Here is a 15664-nt window from a genome sequence, read left to right as displayed (position 1 = left end):
GATAGAAAAGTGAGTGTACTCATAACAGCTGCATCAACATCAAAAGCATACCAAATTAAAGGCACTATTAATGCCGATGAGATTATTTTGGGCGATTATGAAGAACTGCCCGAAATGATGATCAAATCGGGGAAAATGATTAAGCTGCCTAATCCTAAAAGTGCATCTTATATGCATGAGATGCTGGCCCTGTGCCTTGATAAAGGAATAACACAGATTTACCCGCTGCGCAACATCGAAATGCAACTACTTAAAGAAGCGCAGCTATTGTATGATGAATATGGTATAAACATCAACTACACTGCCGATGGTTTATAACGAGATAGATCCGCGTAAGCAAGCCTTTATTTTTGAACTGGATAATGTGCTGTATCCTGAGAAAGATTACCTGCTGCAGGTTTATTACCTGTTTGCCACTTTTTTGGAGTATACCGAAATGCTTGATGCCAAAGCCATGCTTAAAACCATGACTGAAACTTACGAGCAGCAGGGGCATGATGCAGTTTTTGATGCACTGCAAAAGGAGTTTAATATCGATATTAAATACGCACAAAACTTTCAGATTTTATTGGGGAATGCCAAGTTGCCGCTGAAGTTGTTGCTATACCAGCAAATGCTGGATCTGATGCAGGAGATTGTGGTTGATCGCAAAAAGCTGTTTATTGTAACTAACGGCAACCCGCAGCAACAACTCAATAAAATACGCCAGGTTGAATGGCACGGACTTGAGCAATACCTCATCTGCTATTTTGCCAATGAATATGCATCGAAACCAGAGCCGGATGCCATTCATACATTGATACAGGAGCACGACCTGCAACGCCGAGATATTCTAATGATCGGCCACACAAAAACTGACGAGCTAAGTGCAGAAGCCAGCGGAATAGATTATCTTGATGCCGGAAATTTTATAAGAACCACATCTAAATAAAAACTTATCGCATTTTATTCTGTCATAGGAATGATAAATAATTTGAGCTAATAAACTATTTATCAAAAAGATGCGTAAGAGTAAAAATGAACGCTATGAATAAAGTATTACTATTCCTGTTATTAAGTTTAGTTCTTTTCGGCGAAAGTTGTAAGAAAGATAAAGCATCCGGTCCAACAGGATCAACATTAGATCTGATTCGCGATTCGGTTTTCCTGTACGCTAAAGAAGATTATTACTGGTACGATGCCTTGCCTACTTATGATGTTTTTAACCCAAGAAGCTTTACCGCAACTGCCGATGTAGACGCGCTTACCAAAGAGGTAAATGCTATATCGCAATACAAAATAAACCCGGCTACCAACCTGCCTTATGAATATTATGCAGCCAGTCCTGGCCAGGCAAAATATTCGTTTATTGACGAAGGTGAGGTTTCGACCAGGTTAAACGCTGTAACCGGCGATTTTGGTTTTGCACCGGCATATCTATATAACAGCCTTAACGATTTAAGGGTTAAATATGTTTATACAGGTTCGCCGGCCGATTTGGCAGGTATTAAACGGGGCTACCGCATTACAGCTATTAATGGTAAAACCGATTTAACCTATGATGGTACCACAACATCAACCAACGTTAATTTTATTGTTAACGCTTACAGTAACAGCAGCTCTATAACCATGACGCTGCTTAAGCCCGATGGTACAAGCTTTAATGTAACATTAAATGCTGCTGTTTATACCATTAACCCGGTTATTACCAGTAAAGTAATTGATTTGGGCAATGGTAAAAAAGTAGGTTATATGGTGTTCAATAGCTTTGTAGTTTTAAAAAATGCCCAGCCGCAAATTGATGCTGCTTTCAACACTTTTAAAAACGCAGGTATTACAGATCTGGTGATCGATTTACGTTACAACGGTGGTGGTTACGTAGAAACTGCCGAATATTTGGATAACCAGATAGCGCCTGCATCAACCAATAACTCTTTAATGTATACTGCTTATTATAACAGTACCTTAACTGCAGGTAAAGCAGTATTGCTTAAAAACCAGGTGCGTAAGGATGATAATGGCAAAACGTATAATTACGCACAGGTTGATTTTTCGGTAGCGGGTAACCAAACCAAATTTGGCACCACTCACCCTTTTAATTTAAATCGTGTATTTTTTATTGTAACAAGTTCAACCGCTTCGGCCAGCGAGCTTACTATCAATAACCTGCGCCCTTATATGAATGTACAATTGATAGGCCGTACAACTTACGGTAAGCCGGTTGGTTTCTTTGATATCGATATTAATAAATACACCATGTATATCCCGGAGTTTGAAACCAAAAACTCGGCAGGGCAGGGTGGCTATTACACAGGTATGGTACCGGCATCAACCGATTATCCGGGCTATAACGCACCGGATGACCTGAGTAAAGAGTTTGGTGATGTTACCGAAGGTTTATTCGCTTCTGTGTTGAATGATATAAAGGCAGGTACCTACAAAGTAAGTTCTGCAAGTGTGCAGAGCTTAAATACAGCTACCATGTCGATCGATCAGCAAAATGCGCTGGCATCAAAGATGGATAACGATAAGTTTAAAGGGATGCTTTACAGAACCCCGAAACATAAATAAGATTTTTGATCAGATATTGAAAAGCGCTTTGGGAAACTGAAGCGCTTTTTTTGTTAGTCGGCCAGTTCGCGCAAATCGACAGGCACTACACGTGATACGCCCTGCTCAACCATGGTTACTCCGTAAATAACATCTGTGCTGGCAATGGTACGTTTGTTATGCGATACTACGATAAACTGCGAATCGACTGAGAATTTGCGGATAATGTTATTGAACTTATCAATATTGGTATCATCCAGCGGCGCATCAACCTCATCAAAAATACAGAATGGGGCAGGCTTTAACAGATAAAGTGAGAACAGGATAGCCGTAGCCGTTAACGTTTTTTCACCACCTGATAGCTGGTTGATAGAGAGCGGGCGTTTACCTTTTGGCTTGGCAATAATATCAATATCCGATTCTAATGGCTGGTTAGGATCAGTCAGGATCAAATCGCACGAATCTTCCTCATTAAACAGCGAACGGAATACCTTGATAAAGTTTTCGCGCACCATGATAAAGGCGGCCATAAACTTCTCGCGGGCGGTATCATCAATCTCTTGTATTGTTGCCAGGAGTGATGCTTTGGCCTCTAACAAGTCTTTCTTTTGGGCATTGATGAACTGATAACGTTCGTCCATCTCGTTGTAAGCTTCGATGGCCATCGGGTTAATGGCACCAAACTCGTCTAATTGCTTTTTAAGCTTTTCTGTTTTATCGCGCAACTCGCTTTCCGTTTCTTCGGCAGGGGGAGCAGTATCCAGCAAGTCTTCAATATCTACGCTAAACTCTACCGAAAGGCGTTCTTTTAATGCGTTCAGATCAAGCTTTAAATTATTGCGTTTCTCACGCAGTTCATTTTCAATTACCTCGGCTTGGTCTTTTCGGCGGCGCAAGGCACTTACCTCATTTTCGATCTCGGTAATTTTACCGCGAGATGCATAGTAAACTTGCTCGGCTTCGCTGGTAGCCTTTTCCATTTCCTCGCGCTGCACGTACATGGCAATCAGGTCCTCGTCCGAGTGGTCGGTGTCCTTCATGGTTTCCATCATATCAACCTTTAATTTCTCCAGTTCCGAAGCATTTTGGTTGATGCGGGTCTCTAAACTATCGTGCTGTGTTTCACGGTATTCGAGATCCTTAAATAACCCCGAAACCTTATTTTGTTGTTGATGAAAGCGGATATTCTCCTGGTTATAAGCGCCTGATTGTACGGTTACATATTCATTCAGCTCATTAAAAGCTTGTTGCTTATCTAACAGCAATTCGCTTTGTATCAGCTTTTGTGTTTTAAACTCGGCCAGCTGCGGCTCTGCTGCCTGCATATCAGCCAGTATGGTAGCTATTTTGGCTGCAATATCTTCTTTACGATTGCGGCTGTTCTCGATGAACGATTGATACTGTTCCTGCCGGGTTTTAACGGTAATGAGCTCAGTATTTAACCTGTTCAGATCCTGCTGTTTGAGGCGAATCTCTTCAACACGCGTTGAAGCTTTGAGCGCAGTAAGTTTGCTTTGTAATTGCTCAATATTCTGATTGGCCTTGTTTACATCAGCCTCCATTCCCTTAATCTCACGGGCAAGGTTCTCGAGATTTTTAGCGCGACCAATCCGTTTACCCTCAAACAAACCTACAGAACCACCGGCTACGGTATATTTAGATTTATTGAACTTTCCGCTTTTGCCCAGCAATACGATGCCATCGGGCAATTCAGCATTGTTCAAATCGTTTTCTGATGCATCATCTATCAGGTAAACATTTTTAAGCAGGTTGCTAACCAGGTTTTTATAACGATTATCTACCTCAACCACACTCAAAGCAGGCACATGGCCCGAACTTGGGATATCAGAAGTATTACTTGCCGGTTGGTAATTATTCAATACAAAAAATTGCGCACGCCCTTTTGCTGAATTACTTAACAGGTTGATGGCACTGATGGCATCATCGTAAGTATCAACCACGTAATAGTTCATCAAAGGCTCGAGATAATTCTCTATGGCGATGCGGTAATCTTCCTTACAAAAAAGGACATCACTAAACAATGGCGCGTTTTTAGACCAGCCTGCATTCTTCTTCAAAAACCGGATCGACTCGGGGAAACCCTCCAGGTTATCCACCATGCTTTTAGTCAGCGTATATTCGTTTTGTTTGGCATCCAGCTTACGGCTTTCCTGCCTTACATACTCTTTTATACGGGTAATTTCTGCGTCGGTATCTTTAATCTGCTCCTGTAGGTTGGTTTCGCTTTCTACAGCCTGGTTATATTCTGTTTGCAGGGTTTCGGTGCGATAATCCAACTCGGCTACCAGTTGGTTAAAGTGTGATAGCTCAACCTCTTTACCAGCCGCATCTTCCATATTACGCTGGCTTTCCTGCTCGAGGGCCTGTTGCTGGATGCGCAGAATATCAATGTTTTTCTCGGTTTGATAGATCTGGTTTTGCAGGCGGTTGTTGATGCTGTTCAGCTCGTTTAATTCCTCGCGCGATGCAGTTTGATCGGCTCTCAATTCATCAACAGCTTGCTTTAATTCGGCAACACGGCTTTGTACGGTTTGCAGGGTTTCTTCTTCCTGTAACTTTTCTTCACTTAAACGTTTGATGTTGTACAGTACGTGGTTTAACTGGTTGCGGTCGCGTTCCAGTTCCTCGTTCAGGCGGCTTTCTTTATCTTTCTGGTATTTAAGCTGCTCGTTACGTACTTTCTTCTCACTCTCGTAAGCACGGATCTTGCTGATAAACTCATTGGTAGCTTTTTGCTGAACAGAGAGGTTTTTCTCATTGGTCAAACTATCCAACTTTTGCTGCTGGATGCTTGCTTCCAGGGTATCTATCTGTGCAACAATGCCGGTTTTACCTTCTTTCTCCCTTTGTTCCTGCTCCTCAATACGGCTTAGCGATTCGCTGAAGGATACAATGCGGAACGAAGCCAGCATTATGCTCAGCGTTTTGTATTGCTCTTTTAAACGATAATAACGTTCTGCTTTTTTGGCCTGGTTTTCGAGTGTTTTTAAGTTCTTTTCGATCTCGAATAACAAATCCTCTACCCGTGAAAGATCCCCCTCGGTATCTTTTAACTTGCTGAAAGTCTGTTTTTTGCGGAGCTTATATTTAGAAATACCCGATGCTTCTTCAAACAAATTACGGCGCGAACCTTCTTTGTTGGTAATGATCTCGTCGATCATTTTCAGCTCGATGATAGAGTAGGAGTCGGCTCCGATACCGGTATCCAGGAACAGATCCGTGATGTCCTTCAAGCGGCATTGCACATCATTTAAACGATATTCACTTTCGCCGGTACGGTATAATTTGCGGGTAATGGTAACCTGCGAAAATTCGGTAGGGAGGATATTCTTTGTGTTATCGAAAGTTAACGATACCTCGGCCAGGTTGGCTGGCTTACGGCTTTTGCTGCCATTGAAAATGATGTTCTCCATTTTCTCCGACCGCAACATCCTGGTGCTCTGCTCACCCAGCACCCAACGGATACTATCAACCACGTTAGACTTACCGCAACCGTTTGGCCCAACAATGGCGGTAATACCCTCATTAAAATTGATGGTTATTTTATCGCCAAAACTTTTGAAGCCTTTAATCTCTAATCGCGTAAGCTGCATCTACAGGGTAATTTCTGTCTTTAATCAACCTTCAAAGTAATCATAAAAAACTGAGTTTTGAAAGAAAGATTAAAGAATTAAGGAGGAAAGAGAAAGGAAAATGGACTTTTGAAAAAAGACAAACACGGATGCGATACTGAGCTCCGTTGAAGTATGGTTTAGATGGCCTACGCTTATCCTTCCGACTGAGATCAGGATGACAACGCGCTTTTTTGTCATTCAGAGCGATAGCGAAGAATCTTCTTCGATCTGTATAACCGCTGTGCCTGGAGCAGAAGATTCTTCACTGCGTTCTGAATGACAAATTTGCTAAATAAATATGACGTGCAATTTTAAGAAGATCTTTAATCCTTTGTCTTTCCGTCCTTTATCCAACTAAACATAAATCTCCCCTTTTAAATAAGTAACCGCCTTACCGCTCATCAGTACCCGGTCGCCTTTTAGTTCGCACCAAAGTTCGCCTTTGCGGGCTGATACCTGGTAGGCGTGGAGTTTGTTTTTGCCCAATTTCTCTGCCCAGTATGGAATAAGGTTACAGTGTGCCGAACCGGTAACGGGGTCTTCGGGAACGCCTGCGGCAGGGGCAAAGAAACGCGATACAAAATCGACCGTGTTACCCGGTGCGGTAACAATTACACCGATGGTGTCAATCTCGGCCAGGGCCATGTGGTTGGGGTTAATATCGAGTACATCCTGCTCGTTTTCATAAACCAAAAAGTAATCGCGCGAGCGGAGTATGGCTATGGGTTCTTTACCATTATCGCCCAGAGCCTCTAACAAACCCGTGTTTAAGTCTACCGGGATAGGTGGCCTCGATGGAAAATCGAGTGTGTACTTATCATCGTGCTTTGACACTTTTAATATGCCTGCTTTTTGTGTGTTGAATAATATTTCTTCGCCTGTATAGCCAAGCTGGGTATAGATAATGTGAGCCGTGGCTAAGGTAGCATGGCCGCATAGGTCTATTTCCAGTTCTGGTGTAAACCAGCGCAGGTGAAAGCCGTGGGCTGTTTTAACGAAGAAGGCAGTTTCGGCCAGGTTATTTTCTGCCGCTATTTTCTGCATGGTTTCGTCGGGCAGCCACTCTTCGAGGGGACAAACTGCAGCCGGGTTGCCGCCAAACAAACGGTCGGTAAAGGCATCGGCCTGGTAGATAGGGATAGTCATGATGTCTCGGTTTATCTAATTACCACTAAGGTATCCGTAAGTTACCAATTCTTCTCTGTTTTCAATCAACCTGGTAGCGCCATTATTAATCAAAATAATTTTATCGCTGATCTCCAGAATGTTCTGATACTGATGATCTGTAATAATGAAACCTTTATAAGGCGAACGTTTGCGGATAATGGCCTTTATATCTTCGGCCTGTATGGGCGATACGTGTGTAAATGGTTCATCCAGCAAAATGTAATTGGCTTTGCTGTAAAGTATCATCAATGTTTCCAGCTTGCGTAATTCGCCACCTGAAAGGTCGCGTGGTTTTTTGTGCTGATGCTCCTGGTAAAGCGGATAGGAGCTAAATTCGTCCCAAGCCAGGGGATCAACCAGCATTGGCGCAAGCTGGTTAATTACCATGTTTTGCGGTAAATAATTATGCTGTGGTAAATAAGCAATTTTGTTATCCAAATAACCTTTAGCTATAAATTCGTCATCAATGCTTACATATTTATAATTGGGCGTAAGCGTGCCGAAGATGATTTTGAGTAAGCTCGATTTACCGCAGCCATTTCTACCTAGTAAACCGATTACTTCTCCGGCCTTGCAATCAATATAAACGCTCTGCAAAATTTTACGGCCGCCGAAATCCAACTGTACACTATCGACCTTTAACATGCGAAATATGTAAGGTGATTAAGTAGCCTGAAATGATTAACAGGTATGATAGAAAATCAAAAGAGAAAGCGTAGATATAGAGCTTTTTGATTGACTGGCCCGCATTGCGATAATAGAAGTATACGTATTTATAAAAATACGTCTGAAAGCTGAATATGCCCAAATACCCGATTAATTTGATAATGATACTATTACCTGTATTGCCCGGGCCGCCTATATAGACTGCGTATAGCGCAAAACCTGTGAATAGTAAGTTCCACGATAAAAAAGATTTGTAAAACTGTAGTAAGAGGGCGTAAGATTTGAGCATTTAGGTTTGAAAATAACTAAACGTCGGGTTGAATTAAATATTACAGCTTTACTCGATCCAAAGTACAGAGTTGCCTGTGCCGAACTGGTTTTGTTCCCATTGTTTGTTACCCGGATCGAGGATCCAGTTACCGTCGACCAAAAACTTGTAGAGATATTTGCCGGGCTTTAACCGCATACTGATTATCCATTCGTCGCCGCGATGCTCCATGGTATAACCTTGTTCGTTCCAGTTGGTGTAATCGCTCATAAAACGTACGGTATGTGCGTTAGCATAGCCTTTTAGTACAAAGGTGTGGTTGGGCCTTACAGATACATAAGAGTTGGTTTTGCCATCTACAGTAATCTGGTGTGGATTTGCCGGGTCTGTAATAAATTGATCATCTACCACAAATTTATACTGATAATTCCCGGCAGGAATAACATAAGTCAACACCCAACCTGTTGCTGTTTTAGTAAGCGGCAGCATATCGGCATCCCAATTATTAAAACCGCCTGTAAGGTATACTTTATGTGCTGTAAGATAGCCGTTCAGTTTAAAAGTAATTGTTTCGCCCATGAGCAATACCGAGTTTAATACTCCATTTTGCATTTGGGTCAGCTTATTAGCAGGGTCGGTTATAGTGGTGTTGTTTACAATAAAGCGATACAGGTAATTGCCATCATGCAGATAAAGCGAGGCTTCCCAAACCCCGTTTCTTAATCGCATTGGTATATCTGCCCATTTATTAAAACTGCCTTCTACACTAACTTTTTGTGCAGATGTATTGCCTGCCAGCTTAAACGTATAATTATAGCGGTAATAAATAGAGTTAGTGTTACCCGCGCCGTCGTCTTCAGTCAGGTAGTTGTTTACATCAATAGTCCAGTTACTGTTGATGATGAATTTGTAGGCATATTTACCAGGTTCCAGCCTGATATCTGCAACCCAACCGCTGTCGGTTTTATTCATCAGGCCTTTCATGGTGCTCCAGTTATTGAAATTGCCTGATACAAACACCCGCCTGGCCTGCGTGTTACCGGGCACGAAGAACCGGGTAAAGCCGTTAGGTAATTCGCGTACGGTAGTTTTAGCAAAATTATTTACGCCATAAGCTACCTCGGCAGGGTAGCCAGCTCTCGAACTTGCTTTATATACATTGCTGCTGAGCAGGTATGGTGTAGTGGGAGTGGTTTGTGTAACGTCTTTTAATGAGCGGTTAAGTTTGATAATGTTATGCTTTGCATTAACAGTCCAGCCGTTTTTAGTGGCGGCAGTGTAATTACCGCGAATTAACATTTCGGCAGTTTGGCCGGTAATGCCAGCTACTTTTAAAAGGCTGTCAATCTCGGTTTTACTTGTACGGGTATTAATAGTTAACAGTATTTGTTTGCGCTGAAATATTAATTGATTACGCGTCTGAGCCATTGCTGCAAATAAGCAGCAAAGCATCAGTAACATTGTAAATAAATGTCTCAGCGTCCTCATTTTGTACTATTGATGGTTGTAAATGTACATTTCAAATTCTTTTTTAGCGAAGTTTATACTGAAAATGCCGCGCGCAAAAAAGTCGTAACCCAATATCCCGTCAACCGAATAACCATAAGCCTTGCCTATGTTTTCGAGGTTTGATACTAATACCCTGTTACTTACAAACGGATAATCGCCAATAACAAGCTTGTCGAAATGGGCATAGATCATTTCATAAGATGAGCCGCCAACGCCAACCACATTACTGCGGTTAATAACCTGTAATGATTTGATCACCTTTTTAGGTACGTGTAAATCGAGCATATTGGTTTCGGCACCGGTATCAAAAGCAAACCAGATGCTTTTATCAGTTACATTACCTTTAATAAAAATCACATCGTTCATGTATTTAAAGGTGGTTTTCATGTCTGGCTTATCAAAAACCCGTTCATCGGGAAGGATGTCGTTATTTTTATCGAGTTTGTGAATGTAAAGCAGGTTCTTAGAAAGATCGATAGTGATGGCCAGCTTGGCAAACAGTCGTGTACCCAGCAAGCCAAGGATCTTTATCTTTTTGCTGTTTTCTATACCGGAAAGATCGGTTACATCGGCCACCAATCGATCGTAATGTAAATCGAAACCTAAGGAAAAGTTATGTACTACGGCAGTAAATGTTCCGCTTGCGCGACCGTTAACCCCGCCGGCATCCTGCTCAATGATTTTAGGCAGATCACGGAAGTAGGTGGAGTTTAAAATAAGGTAGGGTGCCCCGGTATCCAGTACAAAATTACCTGCTACCGAATCTAACTGGGCCTCTACAATAATCAGGTTACCAGCTCTTTTAATGGGCACGGTTAAAACTTTGAAATCGCCATAAGGCTCAGAGTCGCCATCAAAAGCTTTGAGGTTTACGCCACCGATCACAATTCCGCTTTTACCCATAGCCATATTGCAGCATAAAGCTGACAGTAATAAGGCCATAAATAAAACACGGTTGAGCATAGGTGTTGTGGTCTGCTAATAAGACGCAGCAAAATGAAATTCGTTACAAGGAGAGAATCAAGACAGCTTCGAATGTCGAATATTGAATTATGAATGTTGAAGTAGGGTGAGTTTTGTCTTGTTTCTTGGCTCTTGATTCTCTTTTGGGGGCTTAGAATAAATTCAGTTGCGTATCTTTTCCGCCATCATCAACCCTTACTTTGTTTACGAGAATATGCGCTTGCCTTGTAGGCTCGGGGATGCGATAACCTTTGATACAATTCTTAATCACTTCCACGCTTTGCTCCATACTGATACGGTGCCCGGGCGAAATGTAGATGGGGTTACAGTTCTTTTTGCTGCGTAGTGCTGTGCCAATTATTTCGCCCTTATCGTACATCGGGCTTTGGGCAAATACTTCATTGTCTGGTTCTGTATAACGGCCACTTAACCGGCTTTTAGCGCTGCCGATAGTTGGTGTGTCTGTTATCAGTCCGAAGTGTGTTGCTATGCCTAAGCGGCGTTCGTGAGCTATGCCTTGACCGTCTAAAACTAACAGATCGGGTTTAATGTCGAGTTTGTTCCACGCTTCCAGCAAAGCAGGTACTTCGCGGAAGGCTAACAGGCCAGAGATATAAGGAAAAGAGGTGCGGCTAATTACCGATGAGTGGCCAATAACGGTCATCTCCGGATATTTAAGCAGGATGATGCCGGCATAAACAATTTCAGAATATTTATTGAAGGAAATATCTGCACCACCGATAATATGGATTGGTTTATCCAATGGCTCAATCCTGATCTGTAGCCTTAACTCGTTCTGGTAAGCAATGGCCTGGGCAGGAGTGAGGGTTTCGTAATCGGAGGGTTGCATTATGTTTATATAAAACAAAATAACCGTGGTTGTTTACCAAGGGCTCCCCAATATTTTATTGGAAAGCGATCAATTATTTAGTCAGAAAGAAGGGCTTGTGAAAGATGGTTGCCTTATTAAGCGTTTGCTGAACCTTATAAAGCATTGTAGCAACTTCAAAACGTTCTTTATAGGTACGTTTTAAGGCTTCTTTTAGCAGCTTTAATTCCGCCTCATCAAATTGTTGATCTTTTTGCGTCATGCTATTTGCTTTGGGCTTTAACAAATTTACATAATTTATTAATACGCCTTTATAAAACAAAAAAGCCTCCGGTTGTTTACCGGAGGCCCTCAAATATTTTATCCTAAATAAGACTTCAGAATTTTACTTCTGGAAGTGTGTCGTAGCCTTTGCAGCGCTTTGTCTTTAATCTGGCGCACACGCTCGCGGGTTAAATTGAACTTTTCGCCAATTTCCTCGAGTGATAGCGGGTGGTTGGTGCCTAAACCGAAGAATAAAACGATTATCTCGCGCTCACGCTCGGTAAGTGTAGATAATGAACGTTTAATTTCTTCTGATAATGACTCGTTAATTAATATCGAATCTGTGTTTGGCTCCTGGTTTTCCAGTACATCTAACAAGGTATTTTCTTCGCCCTGTACAAACGGTGCATCCATAGATACATGGCGGCCCGAGTTGCTCAGTGTGTCAGAAATTTTGTCAACTGTAGTTTCCAGTATGTCGGCAAGTTCTTCTGGTGACGGCTCACGCTCGTACTCCTGCTCTAATTTTGAGAATGCCTTACTGATTTTACTTAATGAACCTACCTGGTTTAATGGTAAACGTACAATACGGGATTGCTCGGCAATGGCCTGCAAAATAGACTGACGGATCCACCAAACGGCATAAGAGATGAACTTGAAACCCTTTGTTTCGTCGAAACGCTTGGCTGCTTTAATTAAACCTAAATTGCCTTCGTTAATCAAGTCGCCCAAGGTAAGGCCCTGATTTTGATATTGTTTGGCAACAGAAACCACAAATCGGAGGTTTGTTTTTGTTAACCGCTCTAAGGCAGCCTGATCGCCCTCGCGAATCTTTTGTGCTAATATTACTTCTTCTTCGGCAGTGATTAGGTCAACCTTACCAATCTCGTGAAGGTATTTGTCGAGTGACTGTGATTCACGGTTGGTAATGGATTGAGTGATTTTGAGTTGTCTCATCTATTTTTATTACCTCTATTCTTGTTATAGAATTGAACGCGCAAAGCTATAAAATTGTTATTAAATTTTTTTGTTTATGCGAGAATTTACATTAAGCCAAAAATCTCAAAAATGAAATTTGCACATCAATAAAGACACTCTTTAGCATTACTTTTTAAAGATATAAAAAACAACTACAATTCGTCAAGTGCAAAGGTATCTTTTACCCTAATCCCTTTTTCTGTGTGTTGCAGGGTACAACATTCGTTAACAGAATCGTGTTCGAGATAGAGCACATATTCTTTTTCAACGGCTTCATTAAAAAACAATTTCCGTTCGGCCATAGTAGTCAGCGGGAACATATCATAAGCCATCACATAGGGGATAGGCAGGTGCCCAACAGAGGGCAAAAGATCGGCCATATACAAAATCTGTTTGCCTTTATAGTTAATGAGCGGCAGCATCATGGCTTCGGTATGGCCGGATACAAAACGGATACTAAAATCATTTGTAAATGGTGTTTGTTCAGATACATCTACGAACTTTAATTGTCCGCTTTCTTGAATTGGTAATATGTTTTCTGAAAGAAAAGATGCTTTCTCGCGTTCGTTAGGGTTTACAGCCCAGTCCCAATGGTTGGGATTGCTCCAGTAGGTTGCGTTTTTAAAGGCGGGGGTTAGTTTTTCGCCATCTCGTTTTACAGCACCACCCACGTGGTCAAAGTGCAGGTGGGTTAAAAATACATCGGTAATATCATCGGTACTGAAACCTTTTGCTGCTAGTGATTTTTGCAGGGTATCATCGCCGTGCAGATAGTAATGACTAAAGAATTTTTCGCTCTGCTTATCGCCAATACCGGTATCAATTAATGTTAAACGATCGCCATCCTCAACCAGCAAGCAGCGCATGGCCCAGGTACACATATTATTATCATCGGCCGGGTTTGTTTTTTGCCAGATGGATTTGGGCACCACGCCAAACATTGCGCCGCCATCTAATTTAAATAATCCGGTGTTGATAGTGTGTAGATTCATAGTTCGGGAGTCCGGAAGTAAAGAAGTCCGGAAGTCCGAAAGTAGTTATTAGTTAGAAAGTCCGCAAGTTAGGAAGTCCGAAAGACAGGAAGTCTGGAAGACAAGCAAGAACTATCAATGTCCATTAAAACAAGAAAGTCCGGAAGCTTAACACTTCCGGACTTTCTACCTTTCCGTCTTTCGGACTTCTTTAATTTCCGACTTCCGGACTCAATACTATAAGTGTATCACTTCACCATACGCATCAGCGGCAGCTTCCATAATGGCTTCGCTCATGGTTGGGTGAGGGTGTACTGTTTTAATAACATCATGGCCGGTAGTTTCCAGCTTACGTGCAGTTACTACTTCGGCAATCATTTCGGTAACGTTAAAGCCAATCATGTGCGCGCCTAAAAACTCGCCATATTTAGCATCAAAAATTACCTTAACAAAACCTTCTTTTGCACCGGCAGCGCTTGCTTTACCAGAGGCAGAGAATGGGAATTTACCAATTTTAAGTTCGTAACCTGCTTCGCGGGCTGCTTTCTCGGTGTAACCAACAGAAGCAACTTCAGGCGAGCAATAAGTACAACCCGGGATGTTGTTATAATTGATCGGCTCAACATGTAAACCTGCAATTTTCTCAACGCAAGTAATACCTTCTGCTGATGCTACGTGAGCAAGGGCCTGGCCTTTTACAATATCGCCGATTGCGTAAATGCCTTCAACGTTGGTGCGGTAGTAGTCATCAACCAATACTTTACCTTTGTCAAACTTAACGCCGGTTTCTTCTAAGCCGATACCTTCTATATTAGTGCTGATACCGATAGCCGATAATACAACCTCTGCCTCCAGCACTTCCATGCCTTTTTCAGTCTTAACGTTTACTTTGCAAAGCTCGCCGCTGGTATCAACAGATTCAACTGTAGAGCTGGTCATGATGTTGATACCTTGTTTCTTTAAACTGCGGTTCAGTTGTTTTGAAACTTCTTCGTCTTCTAACGGAACGATGTCGCCTAAAAATTCAACCACGGTAACTTTAGTACCTATAGAGTTATAGAAATAAGCAAACTCGATGCCGATAGCGCCCGAACCTACCACAACAATTGATTTTGGTTGTTTAGGTAAATTCATAGCCTGGCGGTAGCCGATAACCTTAACACCATCTTGCTTAAGGTTAGGTAACTCGCGCGAGCGGCCGCCCGTAGCTAATATAATATGTTTGGCCTGGTGTGTAGCAACGGTACCATCTGCAGCTTTAACCTCTACATTACCTTTACCTTTAAGTTTACCAAAGCCGTTAATAACGTCGATCTTGTTTTTCTTCATTAAAAACTGTACGCCTTTGCTCATGCCATCGGCAACACCGCGGCTGCGTTTTATTACTGCATCAAAATCAACCACACCCTGGCCTTCTATTTTAATACCATAATCGGCAGCATGGTTAAGGTATTCAAATACCTGTGCGCTTTTTAGCAATGCTTTAGTTGGGATACAACCCCAGTTAAGGCAAATACCGCCCAATGATTCACGCTCAACTACAGCGGTTTTAAAACCTAACTGGGAAGCACGGATTGCAGCAACATAGCCACCCGGACCAGACCCTATAACAATGACATCGTAGTTCATGATTTTTAAAGATTATGCTTTTTTGTTTGAGGCCAAAACTAAGTAAAAACCGTGAAATGCGAAACATGTAGTGGTATTGCTACAAAATTGATGACGCTCTAATTATGATAGGCTAATGTAATGCGGGTAATTGTTGCGTATTGATTGTAAAAAACGTAATAAAGCTGATACAATCAATTGGCGAAAATGTCAGTTTTACGGTTTAAATTAGGTTTTGTTGCGACTTTTATTATATTTTTGATATAATGTTGATAAA

The 15664-nt window shown here is 41.9% G+C and carries 13 protein-coding genes; 3 read left to right on the top strand and 10 right to left on the bottom strand.

Annotated elements, in window-relative coordinates; genetic code table 11:
• The first annotated feature begins 9 nt into the window (after window positions 1–9).
• From PQO05_RS17410 to PQO05_RS17400, 3 genes are all read left to right on the top strand, one after another.
• Entirely contained in the window at window positions 10–318 is a 309-nt protein-coding gene (locus PQO05_RS17410) for a hypothetical protein (RefSeq protein ID WP_273628706.1), read from the top strand.
• Window positions 308–931 (top strand): HAD family hydrolase, encoded by a 624-nt coding sequence (locus PQO05_RS17405; protein ID WP_273628705.1) that lies wholly within the window; start codon window positions 308–310, stop codon window positions 929–931. Before PQO05_RS17410 ends, PQO05_RS17405 begins: the two co-directional genes overlap by 11 nt.
• A gap of 95 nt (window positions 932–1026) precedes the next feature.
• Window positions 1027–2550, top strand: a complete 1524-nt coding sequence (locus tag PQO05_RS17400; RefSeq protein ID WP_273628704.1) for a S41 family peptidase — start codon at window positions 1027–1029, stop codon at window positions 2548–2550.
• A gap of 53 nt (window positions 2551–2603) precedes the next feature.
• Here the strand turns inward: PQO05_RS17400 and smc are convergent, their stop codons facing one another.
• From smc to lpdA, 10 genes are all read right to left on the bottom strand, one after another.
• Entirely contained in the window at window positions 2604–6143 is a 3540-nt protein-coding gene (gene smc, locus PQO05_RS17395; RefSeq protein WP_273628703.1) for a chromosome segregation protein SMC, read from the bottom strand.
• Window positions 6144–6518: 375 nt separating this feature from the next.
• Window positions 6519–7310 carry a PhzF family phenazine biosynthesis protein gene (locus PQO05_RS17390; RefSeq protein WP_273628702.1) on the bottom strand — a complete coding sequence of 264 codons (792 nt, stop codon included), beginning with the start codon at window positions 7308–7310 and terminating at the stop codon, window positions 6519–6521.
• Between the two features lie 15 nt (window positions 7311–7325).
• Window positions 7326–7976, bottom strand: a complete 651-nt coding sequence (locus PQO05_RS17385) for an ATP-binding cassette domain-containing protein (protein ID WP_273628701.1) — start codon at window positions 7974–7976, stop codon at window positions 7326–7328.
• A gap of 358 nt (window positions 7977–8334) precedes the next feature.
• On the bottom strand, window positions 8335–9693 hold the full coding sequence (locus PQO05_RS17380; protein WP_273628700.1) for an early set domain-containing protein: 1359 nt from the start codon (window positions 9691–9693) through the stop codon (window positions 8335–8337).
• A 66-nt stretch (window positions 9694–9759) separates the two neighbouring features.
• Window positions 9760–10737 (bottom strand): aspartyl protease family protein, encoded by a 978-nt coding sequence (locus PQO05_RS17375; RefSeq protein WP_273628699.1) that lies wholly within the window; start codon window positions 10735–10737, stop codon window positions 9760–9762.
• Window positions 10738–10888: 151 nt separating this feature from the next.
• Entirely contained in the window at window positions 10889–11587 is a 699-nt protein-coding gene (gene nfi / locus PQO05_RS17370) for a deoxyribonuclease V (protein ID WP_273628698.1), read from the bottom strand.
• Between the two features lie 73 nt (window positions 11588–11660).
• Complete coding sequence (locus PQO05_RS17365; RefSeq protein ID WP_273628697.1) at window positions 11661–11828, bottom strand: hypothetical protein; 168 nt, start codon at window positions 11826–11828, stop codon at window positions 11661–11663.
• Window positions 11829–11926: 98 nt separating this feature from the next.
• On the bottom strand, window positions 11927–12787 hold the full coding sequence (locus PQO05_RS17360) for a sigma-70 family RNA polymerase sigma factor (RefSeq protein ID WP_090466905.1): 861 nt from the start codon (window positions 12785–12787) through the stop codon (window positions 11927–11929).
• Window positions 12788–12960: 173 nt separating this feature from the next.
• Window positions 12961–13800, bottom strand: a complete 840-nt coding sequence (locus tag PQO05_RS17355) for an MBL fold metallo-hydrolase (protein WP_273628696.1) — start codon at window positions 13798–13800, stop codon at window positions 12961–12963.
• Window positions 13801–14016: 216 nt separating this feature from the next.
• Window positions 14017–15408: a dihydrolipoyl dehydrogenase gene (gene lpdA / locus PQO05_RS17350; protein ID WP_273628695.1), complete on the bottom strand. Its 1392-nt coding sequence runs from the start codon at window positions 15406–15408 to the stop codon at window positions 14017–14019.
• Window positions 15409–15664 lie beyond the last annotated feature (256 nt).

Origin of the sequence: Mucilaginibacter jinjuensis, from assembly GCF_028596025.1 — a bacterium.
GTDB classification, from domain to species: Bacteria; Bacteroidota; Bacteroidia; order Sphingobacteriales; family Sphingobacteriaceae; genus Mucilaginibacter; species Mucilaginibacter jinjuensis.
The sequence above is the reverse complement of the archived record's forward strand: the minus strand, read 5'-3'. Positions and strand labels throughout refer to the sequence as shown.

Coding starts and splice junctions, on each gene's coding strand:
- PQO05_RS17365 (WP_273628697.1), bottom strand. CDS start 11,828: ATGACGCAAAAAGATCAACAATTTGATGAGGCGGAATTAAAGCTGCTA.
- smc (WP_273628703.1), bottom strand. CDS start 6,143: ATGCAGCTTACGCGATTAGAGATTAAAGGCTTCAAAAGTTTTGGCGAT.
- PQO05_RS17405 (WP_273628705.1), top strand. CDS start 308: ATGGTTTATAACGAGATAGATCCGCGTAAGCAAGCCTTTATTTTTGAA.
- PQO05_RS17355 (WP_273628696.1), bottom strand. CDS start 13,800: ATGAATCTACACACTATCAACACCGGATTATTTAAATTAGATGGCGGC.
- PQO05_RS17360 (WP_090466905.1), bottom strand. CDS start 12,787: ATGAGACAACTCAAAATCACTCAATCCATTACCAACCGTGAATCACAG.
- lpdA (WP_273628695.1), bottom strand. CDS start 15,408: ATGAACTACGATGTCATTGTTATAGGGTCTGGTCCGGGTGGCTATGTT.
- PQO05_RS17400 (WP_273628704.1), top strand. CDS start 1,027: ATGAATAAAGTATTACTATTCCTGTTATTAAGTTTAGTTCTTTTCGGC.
- nfi (WP_273628698.1), bottom strand. CDS start 11,587: ATGCAACCCTCCGATTACGAAACCCTCACTCCTGCCCAGGCCATTGCT.
- PQO05_RS17390 (WP_273628702.1), bottom strand. CDS start 7,310: ATGACTATCCCTATCTACCAGGCCGATGCCTTTACCGACCGTTTGTTT.
- PQO05_RS17380 (WP_273628700.1), bottom strand. CDS start 9,693: ATGGCTCAGACGCGTAATCAATTAATATTTCAGCGCAAACAAATACTG.
- PQO05_RS17385 (WP_273628701.1), bottom strand. CDS start 7,976: ATGTTAAAGGTCGATAGTGTACAGTTGGATTTCGGCGGCCGTAAAATT.
- PQO05_RS17375 (WP_273628699.1), bottom strand. CDS start 10,737: ATGCTCAACCGTGTTTTATTTATGGCCTTATTACTGTCAGCTTTATGC.